This window comes from Enterococcus sp. DIV0213h (genome assembly GCF_051711285.1).
Classification (GTDB): Bacteria; Bacillota; Bacilli; order Lactobacillales; family Enterococcaceae; genus Enterococcus_D; species Enterococcus_D casseliflavus.
The window spans coordinates 3,335,260-3,354,236 of the sequence record NZ_JBIOMH010000001.1 but is presented as its reverse complement, the minus strand read 5'-3'; the positions used below and the strand labels follow the sequence as shown (position 1 = coordinate 3,354,236).

The 18,977-nt window shown below is 44.2% G+C and carries 20 protein-coding genes and 1 tRNA gene; 11 read left to right on the top strand and 10 right to left on the bottom strand.

Translation table 11 applies throughout. The annotated features are described in order from the left end of the window. Positions 1 to 2 precede the first annotated feature (2 nt). The 4 genes from IGI77_RS15635 to IGI77_RS15620 all read right to left on the bottom strand — a co-directional run bounded on the left by IGI77_RS15635 (position 3) and on the right by IGI77_RS15620 (position 5,452). Positions 3 to 1,595: an alpha-glucoside-specific PTS transporter subunit IIBC gene (locus IGI77_RS15635; protein WP_438770325.1), complete on the bottom strand. Its 1,593-nt coding sequence runs from the start codon at positions 1,593 to 1,595 to the stop codon at positions 3 to 5. 187 nt (positions 1,596 to 1,782) lie between these two features. Continuing rightward, complete coding sequence (locus tag IGI77_RS15630) at positions 1,783 to 2,454, bottom strand: type 1 glutamine amidotransferase (protein ID WP_005227859.1); 672 nt, start codon at positions 2,452 to 2,454, stop codon at positions 1,783 to 1,785. Next, positions 2,447 to 3,796 carry a MurT ligase domain-containing protein gene (locus tag IGI77_RS15625; protein ID WP_438770324.1) on the bottom strand — a complete coding sequence of 450 codons (1,350 nt, stop codon included), beginning with the start codon at positions 3,794 to 3,796 and terminating at the stop codon, positions 2,447 to 2,449. Before IGI77_RS15625 ends, IGI77_RS15630 begins: the two co-directional genes overlap by 8 nt. Positions 3,797 to 3,994: 198 nt before the next feature. Next, positions 3,995 to 5,452, bottom strand: coding sequence for a TrkH family potassium uptake protein (locus tag IGI77_RS15620; RefSeq protein WP_223597487.1), 1,458 nt, complete (start codon positions 5,450 to 5,452; stop codon positions 3,995 to 3,997). 312 nt (positions 5,453 to 5,764) lie between these two features. Between IGI77_RS15620 and IGI77_RS15615 the strand changes: the two genes are divergently transcribed. Then, on the top strand, positions 5,765 to 6,559 hold the full coding sequence (locus tag IGI77_RS15615) for an HAD family hydrolase (protein WP_438770323.1): 795 nt from the start codon (positions 5,765 to 5,767) through the stop codon (positions 6,557 to 6,559). Between the two features lie 148 nt (positions 6,560 to 6,707). On the opposite strand, the gene IGI77_RS15610 is transcribed toward IGI77_RS15615, so the two are convergent. Next, positions 6,708 to 7,772 (bottom strand): iron-containing alcohol dehydrogenase family protein, encoded by a 1,065-nt coding sequence (locus IGI77_RS15610; RefSeq protein ID WP_016609917.1) that lies wholly within the window; start codon positions 7,770 to 7,772, stop codon positions 6,708 to 6,710. A gap of 162 nt (positions 7,773 to 7,934) precedes the next feature. Continuing rightward, on the bottom strand, positions 7,935 to 8,453 hold the full coding sequence (msrA, locus tag IGI77_RS15605; protein ID WP_438770322.1) for a peptide-methionine (S)-S-oxide reductase MsrA: 519 nt from the start codon (positions 8,451 to 8,453) through the stop codon (positions 7,935 to 7,937). Between the two features lie 92 nt (positions 8,454 to 8,545). Between msrA and IGI77_RS15600 the strand changes: the two genes are divergently transcribed. The 9 genes from IGI77_RS15600 (at position 8,546) to upp (ending at position 16,197) form a co-directional block, all read left to right on the top strand. Next, the gene (locus tag IGI77_RS15600; RefSeq protein ID WP_438770321.1) at positions 8,546 to 9,067 is read left to right on the top strand and encodes an AAA family ATPase; all 522 of its coding nucleotides are present in this window, start codon (positions 8,546 to 8,548) and stop codon (positions 9,065 to 9,067) included. A gap of 2 nt (positions 9,068 to 9,069) precedes the next feature. Continuing rightward, the gene (locus tag IGI77_RS15595) at positions 9,070 to 9,459 is read left to right on the top strand and encodes a GNAT family N-acetyltransferase (RefSeq protein WP_428206781.1); all 390 of its coding nucleotides are present in this window, start codon (positions 9,070 to 9,072) and stop codon (positions 9,457 to 9,459) included. A 100-nt stretch (positions 9,460 to 9,559) separates the two neighbouring features. Beyond that, positions 9,560 to 10,141: a GNAT family N-acetyltransferase gene (locus IGI77_RS15590; RefSeq protein WP_142968506.1), complete on the top strand. Its 582-nt coding sequence runs from the start codon at positions 9,560 to 9,562 to the stop codon at positions 10,139 to 10,141. A gap of 135 nt (positions 10,142 to 10,276) precedes the next feature. Further along, positions 10,277 to 10,861 carry a thymidine kinase gene (locus IGI77_RS15585; RefSeq protein ID WP_005227882.1) on the top strand — a complete coding sequence of 195 codons (585 nt, stop codon included), beginning with the start codon at positions 10,277 to 10,279 and terminating at the stop codon, positions 10,859 to 10,861. 3 nt (positions 10,862 to 10,864) lie between these two features. Continuing rightward, on the top strand, positions 10,865 to 11,938 hold the full coding sequence (gene prfA / locus IGI77_RS15580) for a peptide chain release factor 1 (RefSeq protein ID WP_005227884.1): 1,074 nt from the start codon (positions 10,865 to 10,867) through the stop codon (positions 11,936 to 11,938). After that, positions 11,931 to 12,788 carry a peptide chain release factor N(5)-glutamine methyltransferase gene (prmC, locus tag IGI77_RS15575; RefSeq protein ID WP_060791560.1) on the top strand — a complete coding sequence of 286 codons (858 nt, stop codon included), beginning with the start codon at positions 11,931 to 11,933 and terminating at the stop codon, positions 12,786 to 12,788. Before prfA ends, prmC begins: the two co-directional genes overlap by 8 nt. A gap of 176 nt (positions 12,789 to 12,964) precedes the next feature. Beyond that, positions 12,965 to 13,993, top strand: coding sequence for an L-threonylcarbamoyladenylate synthase (locus IGI77_RS15570; protein ID WP_016609911.1), 1,029 nt, complete (start codon positions 12,965 to 12,967; stop codon positions 13,991 to 13,993). Between the two features lie 81 nt (positions 13,994 to 14,074). After that, entirely contained in the window at positions 14,075 to 15,319 is a 1,245-nt protein-coding gene (gene glyA, locus IGI77_RS15565; RefSeq protein WP_005227890.1) for a serine hydroxymethyltransferase, read from the top strand. A gap of 248 nt (positions 15,320 to 15,567) precedes the next feature. Continuing rightward, entirely contained in the window at positions 15,568 to 16,197 is a 630-nt protein-coding gene (gene upp, locus IGI77_RS15560; RefSeq protein WP_005227894.1) for a uracil phosphoribosyltransferase, read from the top strand. Positions 16,198 to 16,371: 174 nt separating this feature from the next. Here the strand turns inward: upp and IGI77_RS15555 are convergent, their stop codons facing one another. Beyond that, positions 16,372 to 16,608 (bottom strand): hypothetical protein, encoded by a 237-nt coding sequence (locus tag IGI77_RS15555; protein ID WP_005227896.1) that lies wholly within the window; start codon positions 16,606 to 16,608, stop codon positions 16,372 to 16,374. A gap of 126 nt (positions 16,609 to 16,734) precedes the next feature. Between IGI77_RS15555 and IGI77_RS15550 the strand changes: the two genes are divergently transcribed. Further along, a tRNA-Thr gene (locus tag IGI77_RS15550) sits at positions 16,735 to 16,807 on the top strand. A 102-nt stretch (positions 16,808 to 16,909) separates the two neighbouring features. Here IGI77_RS15550 and IGI77_RS15545 read toward each other — a convergent pair. Genes IGI77_RS15545 through IGI77_RS15535 form a run of 3 tightly spaced genes read right to left on the bottom strand, consistent with a single transcriptional unit; the run spans position 16,910 to position 18,970 of the window. Continuing rightward, complete coding sequence (locus IGI77_RS15545) at positions 16,910 to 17,425, bottom strand: YjbQ family protein (protein ID WP_005227898.1); 516 nt, start codon at positions 17,423 to 17,425, stop codon at positions 16,910 to 16,912. A 4-nt stretch (positions 17,426 to 17,429) separates the two neighbouring features. Continuing rightward, on the bottom strand, positions 17,430 to 18,122 hold the full coding sequence (locus tag IGI77_RS15540) for a triose-phosphate isomerase (protein ID WP_438770320.1): 693 nt from the start codon (positions 18,120 to 18,122) through the stop codon (positions 17,430 to 17,432). Continuing rightward, positions 18,122 to 18,970: a class II fructose-bisphosphate aldolase gene (locus IGI77_RS15535; protein ID WP_413129421.1), complete on the bottom strand. Its 849-nt coding sequence runs from the start codon at positions 18,968 to 18,970 to the stop codon at positions 18,122 to 18,124. The genes IGI77_RS15540 and IGI77_RS15535 overlap by 1 nt, the downstream gene beginning before the upstream one ends. Positions 18,971 to 18,977: the final 7 nt, after the last annotated feature.

The window sequence follows — 18,977 nt, the reverse complement described above, 5'->3', positions numbered from 1 at the left end:
CCTTAGTCTGATACAGCTAATAATTTTTCGAATTGTTCTCTCACTTGTGGCACATCCAGGCCAACGATCACTTGGAAGGCGTTGCCGTTGCGAACGACACCATGGGCACCAGCGCCTTTAAAGATGTCATCTGGCAGCACTTGGTCTTGATCTTTGACGGTGATTCTTAGGCGAGTGGCACAATTAGTGACTTTATCAATGTTGTCGCGACCGCCAAACCCTTCTAAGTAGACTGCGGCTTGTTCGGTGTAGCGATTGGCACCAGCAATCACTGGCGTTCCAGTGTTGGCTTGTTTTTCTTTGTAATCTTTTTTGGTGTACAGTTTGACTTCGCTATTGTTTTCTTCCCGTCCTGGTGTGGCTAACTTAAACTTGAGGATCAAGAAGCGGAAAACAAGGAAATAAAGGGCAGTAAAGGCTAACCCGATCACCAGCTGCGTGAAGATCATACTGCGATGATTTTGAAATAGCGGAATCCAGACCTTCGCCAACAGATCAATCAAGCCGCCCCCCATATCTCCAACGACCCCGAAGGCAAACATCGTTGCCGCCATGGTCGCTGCTAAAACAGCGTGCACCGCAAAGAGGGGTGGTGAGATAAAGAGGAAGGTGAATTCCAATGGCTCGGTGATACCAGCTAAAACGGCAGTTAAAGTGGCAGGGATCAAAATCGCTAAGACCTTCTTTTTGTTTTCAGGCTTGGCTGTGAAATAAAAAGCAGCAGCGATCCCCGGTGCAGCAAAGATCTTAGAATTGCCATGTAAAGCAAAGCCCCCTTCAGGGAAAAGCTCTTTCAATGGTCTGGTGGATTGGGTAAATTCTTGTAAATGTGCCATCCAGTATTTGGAGATTCCTTCTTCGACGACAGCGGGACCAAAAACAAAGGGGGTATACACGAAATGATGGAGACCTGTGGGAATCAATATTCGCTCTAAGAAAGTATAGAGCCAGACCCCAAAGACCCCAGCACTTGCTAGAAACCCTTGCATGGACCCAATGCCAGCTTGGACTTTCGGCCAAATCAATGCGATCAAGAAAGCAACTGGCAGCATTAAAAAGAAACCGAGGATCACGACAAAGGAAGAGCCTTGGAAGATTCCGAGAAAATCAGGCAGCTTTGTATCGAAAAACTTGTTGTGAAGATAGACGACGATCGCCGAAATAAAAATTGCTCCGATAATACCAGTATCTAATGTTTTGATGCCAGCGATCATTTTCAAACCACTCTCACCGCCGGGATCAGCTGCAAAGTTGACACCGAAGAAGTTACCAAAGTACTCGATCATGCCAGAAATAAAATAATTACAAGTAATATAGACGACAAAGGCTTCCATTGCCGCTCGCGCATTGGCTTTTTTTGCGAGACCGATCGGTAATCCAATGACAAATAATAATTCCATTTGGTTGAAGACCGTCCACGCTCCGTTTTCAATGATCGTCCAAATGTTGTACCAAGTAGAGCCTTCAGTGGCGATGCTCCCCACAAGCATCGGATTTTTAAAAATAATACACAGCGCGACCATGATCCCTGAAAAGGAAAACAAGAGGACCGGGGTAAACATCGCACCGCCAAACCGCTGAACTTTTTCCATCATAATTTCTTAACATCTCCTTTCAATTTTTACTACAACCTCAGTATAGAAAAGAAAGATAGCGGTTACAACAAAGCGAGGAAGCATAGGAACGTAGAAGCAAACAAAGAGAAAAAGTGGCAACTGCGGGGAAATTTCCCATAAAAAAACAAACCTGCGAAAAACAGGTTTGTTTGCTACGTACGTGTATTTAAATTTCGACGTTGCCATAACGATTGGCAAGGGCGGTGCGGATCAAGCGCTCTGCCAAATGCTCATTTCTTGCAAGGAGCGGTCCGTGGAAGTAAGAGCCGAACACATTGCGGTAAACCACGCCTTCGGTTTGGTCTTCGCCATTATTTCCTTGTCCTTGGATGACTTTCCCCAATGGTTTTTCCCCTTTACCTAAAAAAGTACGGCCATTATGGTTTTCAAAGCCATAATAGGTCTCATCGAATTCTTCATTGTGGATCACGATGTCACCGATGAATCGGTTGTTTTCTTGGCTTAAGGTGTAATGATCCAAGGCGCCGATCCCATTGATTTTCTCACCGTTGGCACCGATGTAGTAATGACCCAGCAATTGATAGCCGCCGCAGATCGCCAGCATGACGCCATCATTTTCGATATAGCTGGTCAGGGCTTCTTTTTTTGATTGGATATCTTGTGAAACGATCACTTGTTCAAAATCTTGTCCGCCACCGAAGAAGACGAGATCATATTTTTCAGGATCGAAGGGCTCGTGAATGCTGACGACTTCTGCGTTGAAGGTCACGCCTAGTTTTTCGGCCACGTAGCGCAGCATCAAGAGATTGCCGTTGTCGCCATAAGTATTCAAAAGATTTCCATACAAGTGGGCAACATTCAGTTGATACTTAGTCACGACTCATTCCTCCTTTGATATAGCCTTTTTCCGCAAGCTTTTTGCGTAGCTGCAAGACTGCAGTGTAAGTCGCTAAAATATAGACTTTTTCTGTTGGTAAGTCTACGATTTGCTTGATGACGTCATCAAGTTCAGGGGTTTCAATGATTTTTTCTTCAGGGATCCCCGCAACTTTTAGCCGCAACGCCATATCTTTGTGACGATCACCACCAGCGATCACTTGAGGAATCCCCATATCGGCAAACGCTTCATGGTCGCCATCCCAAATCCAGCTGACGTCGATCCCATCTGCGTAGTTGGCATTCAACAAGCTGACTAGCGAGAAAGGATAGGGCGACAGGCCGATCATATCGATGACTTGGTTCAAACCAACAGGGTTTTTAACTAAGACTAACGTACATTCTTTGTCCCCAATGCGGATCACTTCTTGACGACCAAAGACTTTTTCGTCATAGGCCAAACCAGATTTGATTTTTGCAGGTGCTACGCCATAATATTCCGCAACCGCAGTTGCCGCCAGCGCATTGTAGACATTGTACATCCCACCAACTTCGATGCGATAGTCATTGCCATCGATCACAAAATCAGCAGAGGTGTTGTCCATTGCGGTCATTTCCGTCAGTTTATAATCCAATTCTGGTCGATGGAAACCGCAATTTGGGCAGTAGTATTTTCCAAGATTGGCATAGGTGATCATTTTATAGTGTAAAATGTGATGACACTCAGGACACAACACGCCATCCGTATTGTAATGGGCCATCTGCTCTTCATCTGGCAAATGATCAAATCCATAGTATTTCCGCGGATTGACAGTTGCTACCGAATTGAACAGTGGCGAATCCCCATTGCAGAGGATCGTAGCTTCTGGTGAGTTTGCGGCACCTTCAACGATCATTTTATAGGTCGTATAGATCTCGCCATAACGGTCCATTTGATCGCGGAAAATATTGGTGAAAACGAACAATTCCGGTTTGATGTACTTCGTTACTTTGCTGAGACTGGCTTCATCGATTTCTAAAACCGCAAATTTTTTGCCTTTTTTAGGGCGTGCCGATAGAAAGGTTGAAACGATCCCTTGGACCATATTGGCGCCGGTGGGGTTCGTCAATACTTCATCAAATTCTTGGCGCAAAATATTGACAGTCAAGGCAGTCGTCAATGTTTTGCCGTTGGTGCCTGTGATCACGACGACTTGGTAATCTTTCGCCAAATGATCTAATATATGTGGATCAACTTTTAATGCTAATTTACCAGGCAGGCTTGAGCCGCCTTTGAAAAAGTTCTTTAATACCCATTGAGAGGTCTTACCGACTGAAACAGCCAGATGACTTCGTATTCCCATAATGTAACCCTCCATTAGAGCGAATGCTTTCATTGTGCAAATTCAATTTATCATACCATATACCAAGAAAAAGGTTAAATTGCTTTTGCGATTCTTTAAATTTCTGCAAAGACCATTCTGATAAATGGCTCTTTTACTTGCGATGGTCAAAGGCTTGAAAAGCAAAACAGCAAACCTGGCAGAAGGTTTGCTGCTGCTTTAACCGATAATGATTTTTTCCGTTGGGTACTCGTAGCCTAAGTCACGTGTTTCTTTTGGTACGAATAACATCAAGGTGTACAGCATACCGACACGGCCGATAAACATCAAAAGAGCAATCACGAGTTTGCCGATGGTTGATAAATCGCCCGTGATTCCTAAAGAAAGCCCTGTGGTTCCAAATGCCGAGGAAACTTCAACAATGATGGCGATCAAAGGGATATCCTCGATGGCGGTCAAGAATAAGACACAAAAGAAGCACATGCCCATCGAAAGCATGAAGACTACCACTGATTTGCGGACGTCATCTTGATCGATGCGGCGACCGAAGATATTGATATTGTCCTCACTTTTCAAGAAGGCATAGAGGTACAGCCCAATGATGGCAATGGTCGTCGTCCGAATCCCCCCGCCAACAGAGCTGGGACTACAACCAATAAACATCAGCAAGGAGAAAACGATCAACGTCGTGGTTTGAAAGTTGCCTAAGTCATGGATCTGCAGGCCAGCATTCCGCGTTGTCATGGAATAAAACATGCTGTTCATCCACATACCGCTAAAGCTGTAATCTTTGAACAAATAATCTTTCTCAAGGAAAAAGATCGCTAATGTACCGCCGACAAAGAGGATCACGAAAGCCAAAACAGCAATTTTTGTGAATAATGAAAAGCGAAACGGCAAGCGGCGGCGTTGTTTTTTCATTTTAAAAAGGACCCATTCCCGAAAGTCCATAATTACTGGAAATCCGATCCCCCCGATAAAAATCAAAATCATGATACACGTCAGGAAGAAATAATCATGAGAAAACGGCAAGATGGAATTGCCCGTCACATCAAACCCTGAGTTGGTCACAGCAGAGATCGCTTGATAAAATCCATAAAAGATCGCATCTCGCCAATTGTCATAATAGCCGTAAAGATGAAAATAAACAGCAAAGATCGTGCCTGCTACCACCTGACAAAGCAAGATGATTGTAAACGTCGTTCGAATCATCCGAACGATCCCACTAAGCTTTGGCTGATTCATATCCGTCATGATCAACTGGCGCTGCTTTAAACTGATTTTGCGCCGTGAGACGATCGCAAAAAAGGTCGAGATCATCATGATCCCTAAACCGCCGACTTGAAAGAGGACTTCCAATAAGATGACCCCGTGGTCGTTAAACACGTCATTGATCGGAAAAGTAGTCAGCCCAGTGACACTGACCGTGCTGACCGCCATAAAGAACAGATCGATAAACGCGACATGAGAGCCGGGTTCTCGAAAGAAGGGGAGTGAAAAAAGCCCCAAAGAGACCACCGTCATCACGATATAATAAAAAACAATCACTTGGATTGAAGACACGTTCTGGGAAATAAACGTCTTGCTCCTGCGCTGCGTCAAGCGGGCAAAGCGGGTAAAGTTCATTACAAAAAACCCCTCACTAAATAAACTATCCCCAGTATACCAAAGAACCAAGTAGATTTGAAAGAAAGCAGGATAGAATTCATGAGCAGCAGAAATTGTGCAAGGAAAAGCTTTTGGAAAGTGTCGTTGGGTTAGAGGACACGATCAGGCTGTGGTTCTTGCGGCAGCTTGATTGCTTAAGAAACTTAAAAACTCGAAGCAAATCAGTAAGGATTTCACGATTTCAGAAGAAAACGCTGGCAATTTATGAGAAGATAAAAGAAGTAAAAGATAGCAGCGACGATCCGCACGGAACAATAGCGAGAAAGCGGACAAAAAAGCGCATCAAATTTTTTGAAAATCGAGACGGAAATGGGGAGTATCATGAAAGACGTAAAAATTATTTTTTTCGATGTTGATGGCACACTAATCGATATGAGCAAAAAGCAAATCTCTGAAAGAATGTTAGCCACATTAAAAGCCTTGAAGAAGCAAGGGATCCTGTTGTGCATTGCGACTGGCAGAAGTCCCATCGCGTTGCCGCAATTTGAAGGCGTGACCTTCGATGCGTTTTTGACCTTTAACGGGTCGTATTGTTTTAATCAAGCCGAGGGGATCCACCAAAACCCCATTCCTAAAAAAGATGTTCAGCAAATCATTGAAAATGCGACGGCACTCAAGCGTCCAGTAGCGATCGCTACGAAGGACCGAACGGTTGCCAATGGCAAAGATGCTGATTTAGTTGAGTATTTTTCCTTTGCCCACCAAGAAGTGATCGTGGCAGAAGATTTTGATGAGGTGATCCAACAGCAAGACATTTTTCAAGTGATGCTAGGCTCAGGGAAAGAAGACTACGCCAAAGTGATGGCAAATACCACGGAGGCGAAAATCACCGCCTGGTGGGATCGCGCAGTCGATATTATTCCATCCAGCAGTGGGAAAGGAAGCGGCATTGCCAAAATGCTGGCTTACTATGGCTTGGATAAATCTGAAGCCATTGCCTTTGGCGATGGCAACAATGACATTGAGATGCTGGAGGCAGTCGGCTGGGGTCTCGCAATGGACAATGCTTCGGATGAGTTAAAAGCAATCGCCGATGAAGTGATCGGTCACGTAGCCGAGGAAGGCATATATCATTACTGCTTAGAAAACGGGCTGCTGGGTGAAGTCGTGCAGTGATGGGCAATGCTTCAGTTGCTGTTGCCCGTTAAGAACATGGGCAGCCAGGATCGCTACTGCGTGTCTGTTTGATCAAATAAAAAAACTGTTTCCGAAGTGCATTAGAGAAACAGTTTTTTTTATATAGTTGTTTAGCAATGTGTAAGGTTTACAGCGCCTCCACCGCTTCGATCGCCTGATAGACTTTTTCGGGTGTGATCGCAGGATCGATCAAAATAAAGGTTTCTTCTTCTTTGACAGCATAGGTCAGAACCGAGGCGAAGTAATCCCGATCAAGGCGTGTCACGTGGAGATCCTTCAGCTTCATTGGCAAGTGCAAAGCTTCGTAAAATGGCCGTAATTCTTCAATCACATCAAAATCATTGGTATAGGCAAGCTGGACCCAAATGCAGTAGGCGACTTTGTTGCCGTGCAAGACGCTATGGGTCTCACTCAAATAAGACAAGCCGTCATGCAGCGCATGCGCACCAGACGTGCGGCCAAATTCGACTGCAAAACCACCAACTTCGCCTGCCAAAGCAATGATCGCATCGGTGATGCGGGCAAAGGCGGGGGTCAGCTGCCCGACTTCTAGGTCTTTGACGGCTTGGATCGCATCGGCAATCAACAAGTTTTTGATCAAAAGAGCGCTTTGGAAACCTAGCCGTACTAAGGCAGTCTTGTCGTCTTCTGCCATGTTGCGGACGATGGCTTCCATTTCATAATATTTGGCTAACGTATCAGCGATCCCAGCGATAAAGTAATCAACGGGTGTGGCTAGTAAAAAACGGGTGTCGACGATCGTCATGTAGGCACCTTTTTTGGCATAGTCGATTTTACAAATCGTATGATCAGGGTAATAGGCGACGATCACCGGGGTGAAGGGTGCACAGTTGGAAACCAATGTAGGGATCACGATCAATTCTGCGCCAAGGGTTTGGGCGGTGATTTTTGCTGTATCAGCGACCTTGCCGCCGCCGATTGCCACTACGGCATCCGCTTGCTGGATCGCTTCAGCTAAGGCTTGCGCATTTTCATAACTCGATGATCCATCGTAGCGGTAGATCGGGTAGTCAAATGAATGGGGGTAATAGGCTGAAAATACATCGAATGACTGCTCCCCAGTGATCACAGCAACTTCTTGGAACTCACTTAAATACTCTGGCAAATCAGCTAAGACCCCATCGCCAGTAATATACCGATTAGGACCTGGACGGACTTCATTGGCTAACATCAAACAAACACTCCTTTATAATCGTCAGAATTTTCTAATCAGTGTATCGCGAAAATGCCCTGACTGTCAATTTCCTTTTGGCAAAAGAAACAGAAAACAGCCGATCTGCCTTGAGAGCAAATCGGCTGTTAATGATGAATCGGGAGGCATACTCCAAAAATGTTAGGCCCAGTTTTGGCGAATAAAGCCAGCTCGACCGGAGCCTTCGCTATAAGCATTGTAATGGGCTGCATTTTTTTTGTAAAAATCTTGATGGTAGTCTTCTGCAGGATAAAAAGGTTCTGCTGGTTCGATCTTCGTTACGATCGGACGGTCAAAGCGGCCGCTAGCTCGCAACTGCGCCTTTGATTTTTCCGCAACCGCTTTTTGTTCTTCACTATTGTAAAAAATCACTGGACGATAGGAATCACCACGGTCGGCAAACTGACCAAACGCATCCGTGGGGTCTGTCTGCTGCCAATAGATGGCAACCAATTCTTCATAAGAGATGACCTCAGGATCAAAGGTGATCTCAACTGCTTCGGTGTGACCGGTGGTTCCTGTCGTTACTTGTTGGTAGGTTGGGTTAGGCACATGGCCGCCAGTAAAGCCAGAAACCACTTTGAGGATGCCTGGCTGCGAGTCAAAAGGTTTCACCATGCACCAAAAACAACCGCCAGCAAAAATTGCCGTATCTTTCATAGGTATTCCTCCTTTGCTTCTATGGTATGCTTCTAGTAGAGAAAAACAAGAGATATGCTTAGAAAACAGGGCAATGAAGAAAGGAAGTTTGCATGGAAAGTATTTTGATTTTACTTCGAGGTAATTCTGGCAGCGGCAAAACCACTATTGCCAGAGCTGTTCAACACATTTTCGGTGAGAAAGCAGTGTTGATTTCACAAGATGTTTTTCGCAGAGAAATTTTTTGTGTCAAAGATAGCCCCAATAATTTAGCAATCGGTTTGATGAAAGAAGCCGTCTTGTATGCGAAGGGGAAAGTGCCATTGGTACTTGTTGAAGGAATTTATTCTCGTGAAAAATACCAAGACTTTCTCGACTTTCTGATTCAACTCTTTCCCGAAAGTAATCTCGTTTATTATTTTGATCTTTCTTTTGAGGAAACGGTCAAAAGACATCAGACCCGAATGCAGCGAGACCATTTTTCCGAGGAGAACATGCGTGAATGGTGGCTTGAGCGTGACTTGCTTTTCCCGCAGGAGTCTTTAAAGGAAAGTCTGATTAAAGAAGGGCAAACGATAGCAGAAACGGTCAATCAGATCATGGCTGACTATGAAGAAATAAGAAGGCGGGATTGACTGTGGCGCTAGTCATTGAACAAGGAAACGAGCAAGAATTGGCTGCTTTAGAATCAGCGTTAACAGCGTATACAAAGCACCAAAAACCATTTACGCAAACAGAAACCTATCAGAGCTTCAGTTGTGTAATCAAAAAAGAGGGGATGGTGATTGCTGGTGGCATTGGCTATGCCTCGATGTATCACATCGGTTATCTTGACATCCTGTGGGTCAAAGCATCCGAGCGGGGGAAAGGGTATGGTAAGCAGATTCTTACTGCTCTTGAACAGCAGTTGAAAGCATTAGCTGTGAAAATTGTCAGACGGCAACCTTTGATTTTCAAGCGCCTGATTTTTATCAGCGATTGGGCTATGATGAAATTGGGAGAATCGCCCATACGCAAAATCAGCTAACAGAAATTTTTCTAGTAAAGAAATTACATGATTGATTCCAAATTGATTCTCAAATAAACCTTTGAACAAGGAAAAAACCAATGAAAGAGAGGCACAACCAATGTTAGATAAATCAATTCCATATGCAGAAATCTGGATGAAACGAGCGCACAAAAGCACACCGATCCAGCCTGTTCAATCCGATAACTATTCATTACGCAGCTACCAAGCAGGAGACGAAAGGCACTGGGCACGGATTGAAACATCCGTCGGAGAGTTTGACAATGAGGCCGAGGCATTGGCGTATTTTGAAAAGGAATTTATGCCCGAGCAAGCACAGCTAGGCCAACGAATGTTTTTTGCCCTTGATCAATCAGGTACACCGGTCGGTACGGCTACCGCTTGGAAAAAAGCCAAGCAAGACGGCACACCGGTTCCACTAGTCCATTGGGTAGCAGTAATGCCGCAAGCTCAACGTCAAGGAATCGCTCGCGGCTTGGTCACGCAAGTCGTTTCTGTCTTGGAGGCAGCCAACGAGCCGATGTATCTTCATACGCAAACCTGGAGCCATGCAGCAATCACGCTGTATCAGCAGCTCGGATTTGTGATCATTGCAACGGATATCAATGGGAATGAAAATCCAGAATATCCGCTGGCTTGTCAAGTATTGGCAGAAGTTGCTCAAAAAGCCAGAAACGAGTAAGAGATGGCGGCGGCAAAAATCCGTTAATTTTTCGTAAAACTCTTGCGTAAAAGGCGGCAGGTGTCGAATTTAAGTCTGTAAAAATTCTCCTTTTTCAAGTATAATACCAAAGGAGTATGAGGAAGGATGGGCGAGATGGCACAGCTTTTTTTTAAATATGGCGCAATGAATAGTGGGAAAACGATCGAGATATTGAAAGTTGCTCACAACTATGAAGAACAAGACAAACCAGTCGTGATCATGACAAGTGGATTGGACACGAGAAGCGGTGTGGGAAATGTTTCAAGTCGCATCGGCTTAGAACGAGACGCGATCCCGATTTTTGATGAAACGGATCTGTTCCATTTGATCAAAGACCTCGGTTACAAACCTTATTGTATTTTGATCGACGAAGCACAGTTCCTAAAGAAGCATCATGTGCTGGCTTTCACCAAAATCGTGGACGAGTTAGGTATCCCTGTGATGGCCTTTGGTTTGAAAAATGATTTCCGCAATGAATTATTTGAAGGCTCAAAATACTTGTTGCTTTACGCAGATAAAATCGAAGAGATGAAAACCATCTGCTGGTTCTGTCATAAAAAAGCAACCATGAACTTGCACTATATCGACGGAAAACCCGTTTACGAGGGCGACCAAGTACAAATCGGCGGTAACGAAGCGTATTATCCTGTTTGCCGCAAACATTACTTTCACCCGGGAATGAAAAAAGAAGGAGAATAATCAATGTACGATCAGTTACAAGCAATCGAAGACCGTTACGAAGAATTAGGCGAATTACTTAGTGATCCAGCCGTGATCTCTGACACCAAACGCTTCATGCAGCTTTCAAAAGAAGAAGCTAATACACGGGAAACGGTGGAAGTCTACCGTCGTTACAAAGAAGTCGTTGAGGGAATCAAGGATACCGAAGAAATGCTTGGGGAAAACCTTGATGCGGAAATGGCAGAGATGGCCAAAGAAGAACTCTCTGACTTGAAAAAAGAAAAAGACGTTTTAGAAGAACGCATCAAAATCTTGTTATTGCCAAAAGATCCGAATGATGACAAAAACATCATCATGGAGATCCGTGGTGCAGCAGGCGGCGATGAAGCAGCCTTATTTGCTGGCGATCTTTTCAATATGTATCAAAAATATGCGGAAAACCAAGGCTGGAAAGTCGAAGTCATGGATGCCAACGTCACTGGGATCGGTGGGTACAAAGAAGTCATCATGATGATCACTGGCGACAACGTCTTTTCAAAATTGAAATACGAGAGCGGCGCCCACCGAGTGCAGCGGGTACCGTCTACCGAATCACAAGGCCGAATCCATACGTCTACGGCAACGGTCGTGGTTATGCCCGAAGCTGAAGAAGTCGAAATCGATATCGCAGACAAAGATATTCGGACCGATATTTACCATGCCTCTGGTGCTGGTGGTCAGCACGTCAACAAAACAGCTTCTGCTGTTCGTCTGACGCACTTGCCAACAGGGATCGCTGTTGCGATGCAAGATGAGCGTTCACAGCTGAAAAACCGTGAGAAAGCGATGAAAGTCTTGCGGGCACGGGTCTATGACCAAATGCAGCAAGAAGCACAAAGTGAATACGATGCAAACCGTAAATCAGCAGTGGGTACCGGCGATCGTTCTGAACGGATTCGCACCTATAACTTCCCGCAAAACCGCGTAACAGATCACCGTATCGGGTTGACTATTCAAAAATTGGATCAAATTTTAGCTGGAAAACTCGATGAAATTGTTGATGCACTGATCGTTTACGATCAAACATCAAAATTAGATGAGATGCAAAATGGCTAAAACCTATCGAGAAGTCCTTTCACGGGCTTCTTCTTTTTTAGAAACGAAAGGGCTGGACGGGTATGCGATCCAATACCTGTTTTTACAGCGAAAAAACTGGCAGCAACTCGATTGGCTGCTGCAGATGGACCAACCCATCTTAAGGGAAGATGAGGCACAGATCGCAGCAGATCTTGAACAGCTGTTGCAGCATGAACCACCGCAATATTTATTAGGGTATGAAGAATTTTATGGGCATCGCTTAAAAGTGACCCCTGCAACCTTGATCCCGCGTCCAGAAACCGAAGAGCTGGTGGAAAAGTGTTTGGCAAAATTACCAGCAGATCAGCCGCTGCGAGTCGTAGACATCGGCACAGGTACTGGAGCGATCGCCATTGCCTTGAAATTAGCACGTCCCCAGTGGGCCGTGAGTGCCGTGGATCTTTCAGCAGAGGCATTAGCCGTTGCTAAAGAAAATGCGGCAGCCTTAGGCGCGGAGATTCGCTTTTTCCAAGGAGATACCTTAGAGCCCGTGGCAGATCAGCAATGGGATCTGATCGTTTCCAACCCACCGTATATCAGCGCTGAAGAGTGGCCGCTGATGGATATCAGCGTAAGAGAAAAAGAGCCTAAAATGGCGCTTTTTGCACAAGAACAAGGATTGGCGATCTATAAGCAATTGGCACAGCAAGCACCGAATTGTTTGGCGCCTAACGGGCAAATGGCGCTAGAAATCGGCTTTCAGCAAGGATTAGCTGTTCAACAGCTTTTTGCAGCCGCTTTTCCCAACAAAGAAGTCACCGTAGTAAAAGATCTTGCGGGTCAAGACCGGATGGTGTTCGTCAGTCATCCACAAGATGTGGATAAATAAATTTTTTTTGCTACAGAAAAATTGCAAAAACCTTATGAAATGAACGACTTCTAAATAAACCGAGTTATAAACAGGGTTATCCACACTTGACAAACGACTTATCCACAAAATGTGGAAAAGAAACGAGAAAATGTTGATAAGTGTGGAAACTTCTCAAAAAAGGATGTGGATAAATTGTGGAAACAAAAATTTTTGATCAAACACAGTTGAACGAAGCCGCAGCTATTTTAGCTGAGGGGGGATTGGTGGCGTTCCCGACGGAAACCGTCTATGGACTAGGGGCTAGCGCGCTTTTGCCCACGGCTGTTGCGCAAGTATATCAAGTCAAAGGGCGACCTAGTGACAACCCTTTGATCGTTCATATTGCCGAACCAGAGCAGTTGGAACCGTTTGTGGATAACAAGCATCCTTTTGCTGATAAATTGATGGAAACTTTCTGGCCTGGGCCCTTAACCTTGATCTTTTCGATCAAAAAAGACAGTTTACCTAGCATTGTTACTGGCGGCTTATCCACAGCGGCTTTTCGGATGCCAAACAACACCAAGACGTTAGCGTTGATCAAACAAGCCCAACAGCCATTGGTTGGCCCTAGCGCGAATACTTCTGGTAAACCAAGCCCAACATCAGCTGCGCATGTTCAGCATGACCTGGCAGGAAAAATCGCTGGCATCTTGGATGATGGGGTGACGCAGATCGGTGTCGAATCAACGGTCTTAGATTTGAGTGACCCAACGGCGCCGCCGATCATCTTACGTCCTGGTGCGATCTCTAAAGAACAGCTTGAAGCAGTTTTACAAACAAAAGTCCTCGTCGATCAGCACTTAGTAACAGAAAGTGAAGCACCCAAAGCGCCGGGCATGAAATACAAGCACTATGCACCGAATACCAACGTCATGATGGTCAATGACCAAGATTGGCCGGCAGCCATGGCTTGGGCAAAAGAACAGCAGTTTAAGGTAGGGGTTTTAGCTGGACCAACGATCGCCGAGCAAGTCCGCTTTGAAGCTGCAGCCATCTATTTATTTTTTGATGACAGTGTGGAAGCCGCGACAAAAGGGCTGTTTGCTGGTTTACGGGCGTTAGATGAATCGATTGCTGAGTTAGATGTCTTATTTGCACCCACGTTTCCAGAAAGCGGCTTAGGGGCTGCTTATATGAATCGGTTGAAAAAAGCTGCAAATCAAAGTTTCTTTCAAGAAAATTAGCAAAAAACCAGAATTCATTATAGGTAGCTTATGAAGAAATGTGATACAATGCTACCATTAAGGTAAAGGGGTGTTGTAAGCATGGATTATCAAACGTTTGATCCCGAATTGTGGCAAGCGATCGAAAAAGAAACGAATCGTCAACAAAACAATTTGGAATTGATTGCGTCTGAAAATATCGTTTCAGAAGGTGTAATGGCTGCGCAAGGTAGTATTTTGACAAATAAATACGCTGAGGGTTATCCAGGTCGTCGTTACTATGGCGGTTGTGAATTTGTTGATGTGGTAGAAAACTTAGCAATTGAACGGGCGAAAAGTATTTTCGGTGCGGCATATGCCAATGTTCAACCGCATTCTGGTTCTCAAGCCAACACAGCAGCTTATTTAGCGTTGATCGAAACAGGCGATACAGTATTAGGGATGGATCTTTCCGCAGGCGGTCATTTGACTCATGGCTCACCAGTGAATTTCAGCGGCAAGACCTATAATTTTGTTAGTTATGGTGTTGATCCTGCAACAGAAGTCATCGACTACAATGTCGTTCGTATTTTGGCGCGTAAGCATCAACCGAAACTGATCGTTGCTGGTGCCAGTGCTTACTCACGTACGATCGATTTTGCGAAGTTCCGTGAAATCGCTGATGAAGTTGGCGCAAAATTGATGGTGGATATGGCGCATATCGCTGGTTTAGTAGCGGCTGGTCTTCATCCAAACCCAGTTCCTTATGCGGACATCACGACTTCTACGACCCATAAAACATTACGCGGCCCTCGAGGCGGCTTGATTTTAACAAATGATGAAGACTTAGCGAAAAAAATCAATAGTGCCGTTTTCCCTGGTATCCAAGGCGGCCCATTAGAGCACGTGATCGCAGCGAAAGCTGTTGCTTTTAAAGAAGCACAAGATGAGTCGTTCAAAGAGTACTCTGAGCAAGTCATCCGCAATGCACAAGCAATGGCGAAAGTCTTCAACCAAGCACCACAAGCCCGCTTGGTCTCTGGTGCAACAGACAATCACCTATTATTGATCGATGTGCGCGGCTTTGATTTGAACGGCAAAGAAGCAGAAGCTTTGCTGGATCAAGTCAATATCACCGTCAATAAAAACTCGATTCCTTTCGAATCACTAAGTCCTTTCAAAACGAGTGGGATTCGCGTGGGGACACCAGCGATCACTAGTCGTGGCTTTAAAGAAGAAGATTGTGTCGAAGTGGCGAAATTGATCGTCAAAGTTTTAGAAAAACCAAATGATGAAGCCGTTTTGGCAGAAGTCACGGCGCAAGTCAAAGAATTGACGGACAACTATCCACTTTATAAAAATAAATAAAAGGGGACTGTGACAGAAGTTAAGGTCAGACAAGACGTCTCACGCGTTTTTCCTGCGCTATAGCTCTTTGATCACCGAAAGTGAAAAAGGGGCTAGAATGAACGCAGAGGCGCTTCTCATGCCGTCTTGTCTCCTTCCTTCTAACGCAATCCTTTTTTTGAGGAAAAGCAGTATTGCCTGTGGCAGATGGTTGTAACAAGAGCCGATTTGCTTTAAAATAAGAGAAAAACCAAAGGAGATTTTTTTAAATGGGTAAATTTCAAGTAATCGATCACCCGCTGATCCAACACAAATTAACAATGATCCGCGACAAGAACTGTGGAACAAAGGTTTTCCGTGAAGTTGTTAATGAAATCGCAATGTTGATGGCGTATGAAGTGTCTCGCGACATGCCGCTTGAAGATCTAGTGATTGAAACACCAATTGAAGAATCAACACAAAAAACACTATCTGGTAAAAAGGTAGCGATCATTCCGATCCTGCGCGCAGGTCTAGGCATGGTTGATGGTATCCTTGAATTGATCCCAGCCGCAAAAGTTGGTCATATCGGGATGTACCGTGATGAAGAAACGCTAGAACCACACGAATACTTCGTAAAATTACCTGAAGACATCGATGAACGTCAATTATTTATCGTTGACCCAATGTTAGCTACGGGCGGTTCAGCGATCATGGCGATCGACGCACTGAAAAAACGCGGCGCTTCAAACATGAAATTCGTCTGCTTAGTTGCTGCACCAGAAGGCGTGAAAGCATTGCAAGATGCCCATCCAGATGTTGACATCTATACTGCAAATCTTGATGAACGCCTAAATGAACACGGCTATATCGTTCCTGGTTTGGGCGATGCCGGTGACCGTCTATTCGGTACAAAATAAATCAATACAAATAAGACAAAGGCAACTGAAGTTTTGCCTCGTCAATGATGCCATGGAAGAAGATCGACAGCCAAAACGGTTCGATCGGTTATCCATGGCTTTTTTTAGCTTTTCATAAAATCAGACAATGAAAAAAGGAGAAAATCAACTGATTTTCTCCTTGCATTAAACGGGTTATAGTTTGGTTAATTGTTTGTAATTGATGATCAATACACCATTACTTTGCGAAACTAATTTCTGGTTTTCTGGGGTTTCGTTCAGCTCGACCACCGCAGAGTTTTTCAACTGCTTTGTGATGGTACCAGTTTGTTTCTTCCCATGGAACGTGAACATGACAGGAGTAGCGACCTCAAACGTTGAACCTTCTTGTGACGGGACAATTGTTGTTTCGAATTTACCAAATGTTGCCATGTAAAAACCTCCTTGATACTTCTATTATATCACAATTTTCGGAAAATTTCAGTAAGTAGATTTTTTTCAGCAGACCTCTTTACAAAACAACCGTTTTTGCATATAATTTTCTTTGTGCCATACAACGCCAGCTTAGCTCAGTTGGTAGAGCAACGCACTCGTAACGCGTAGGTCACAGGTTCGAATCCTGCAGCTGGCATAAGAAATGAAAAACCATGAATCTTCTTTTAGAGGATTCATGGTTTTTCTTTTGCATGCGATAAGTAATCTCAATTTTTCCTGGTTTACCCGGTAACTGTTTTTATTCGCCCATTAGCATTACATGGCATGTCCTATTTCGCACACGATTTTGATCGAAATCAACAAAATAGATATAGCCTACTGAACCGATCTCTAGCTTGCCGTTACTTAAAATAAAGCTTTCGCTTGCACCGAAAAAACTCGAGCGAATATGTGCATCGCCGTTTAAAATCGTTGCTGGATCTGTTGGGTAGTTTGGATCGTCCAGACTCATCAAAAATTCTAAATGCTTTGGTCCAGGATAACGGTAATCGGTATTTTCTGATAACTCACGAGGAATAATCTTATCGAGAATTCGGTTTAAATCAACTTGAAGAAATTCATCTCCGTTAAAGTCTGTATCATGCATGTATTCTTCAAAGATAACCGAACAGGTCGTATGAGGAGACTGTACGAGACAGATTCCATTTGAAATTCCACTTTTTTCAACCATCGTTTTCACTTCTTCTGTGATGTTGTGGTAAGACACTCGATTCCCGTTAGAAGTTAACGTCAGTTGCTCTTTTAAAAATTTCACAGTGTTAATCCTCCTTTTTATACTTCACCGCTTGTTTGATCATTTCTGTAAGGGTTTGAACTGGATCTTCTGCTTGCACAATGCCGCTTGTCCCACCAGTGCCATCAGCCCCTGACGACAAAGCTTTTTCAACATCGACAGCACTAGATATACCAGCTGCCTGCAGAATTAGGATTTCTGGATCAATTTCACGAACAACACGATTTGTTTCCGTCATGTATTGAAGATCACTGGTTTGTCCTGTTCCAATTAGTTCTGTTGGCTCGCAAACCATCACATCGGGTTTTAGGGAAGCTGCGGCTCTTGCTTCAGTCAATGAATTCGCACAAACAATTGTTAAAAGACCCAATTCATTTGAGCGTTGCATCGCTTTAGTCAGTTCTTGCAATGTCATGGGGTGTTCAGCATGGTTTAAAAAGGTAGCTTCAGCACCGGCTTCTGCCACTGCTTCGGGTAAAACATAACCCATTCCTCGACCGATTTCGATTCCGTCTAAATGTTGAACAGTGATGAATAAATGTGTTGTTGCTTGTTTAATTAGAGAAACGTCTGCTTGCTGCACAGTAAATAGAATGTCGATGTCATATAAAGACGACAACTCATCAGCAGCTTTTGCCAATGCCAATGCTTGTTTTCCATAAAGATAGGCTTTGGGATTGACGACAAAGAATGGTGTTCTTAAAGTTCTTTTTTTCATTAGCTTTCTCCTTCACGATAAGGTTTGGTATGAAAGACTTTAAAATAGTGCTCGAGTGTCTTGGACATTCCATTGCTTGCTGAGTGAAGTAGATCGAAATAGTCATTTGGTTGATTTTTGTGAATTTCATTCATAGCAGCAGTGACGAAGTCCGTAAAAATATTTATTTTACGGATACCTTCTAAGGCACATTTTTCAAGGTTTTCATCGCCAGAAGAGGATCCGCCATGCAGAACAAGAGGAACATTGACGGCATGGTGTATTTCATTTAAAACGTCAAAATTTATTTTGGGTATCCCTTGATAATGTCCGTGAGAGGTGCCAATAGAAACTGCCAACGAATCAACACCGGTTAATTTGGCAAATGCAACAGCCTCAGAAGGTTCTGTGTAAATAGATTGACTATTTAGGGCTGATTCCAGACTGTTTTCCGACCCAACGTGCCCGATTTCCGCTTCAACAACGACACCATTTTTATGAGCGTAATCGGCGATCTCCTTTGACCGACGGACATTTTCTTCGAATGACTCCTCAGAAGCGTCGATCATTACGGAAGTAAAACCTAAATGAATGGCTCTTTTGATGACCTCTTCATCGGTACCGTGATCTAGGTGCAGAGCGATAGGTGTAGTGCTTTTTTTTGCTAAAAATTTTCCAATCATGGCAGCCTCTTCTAAAGTCAATATGTTCATATGGGATTGAGCGAAGGCCAATATCAAAGGTTTGTTCAAACTTTCAGCAGTTTCCGCGTATGTTCTTGCACTAGTTAAGTCGAAAAAATTTGCTGCGGGTAATGCATAGTTGTGTTTTTCTGCATGTGCGAATAGTTCTTTTGTTGTGACCAACATAGGGCAT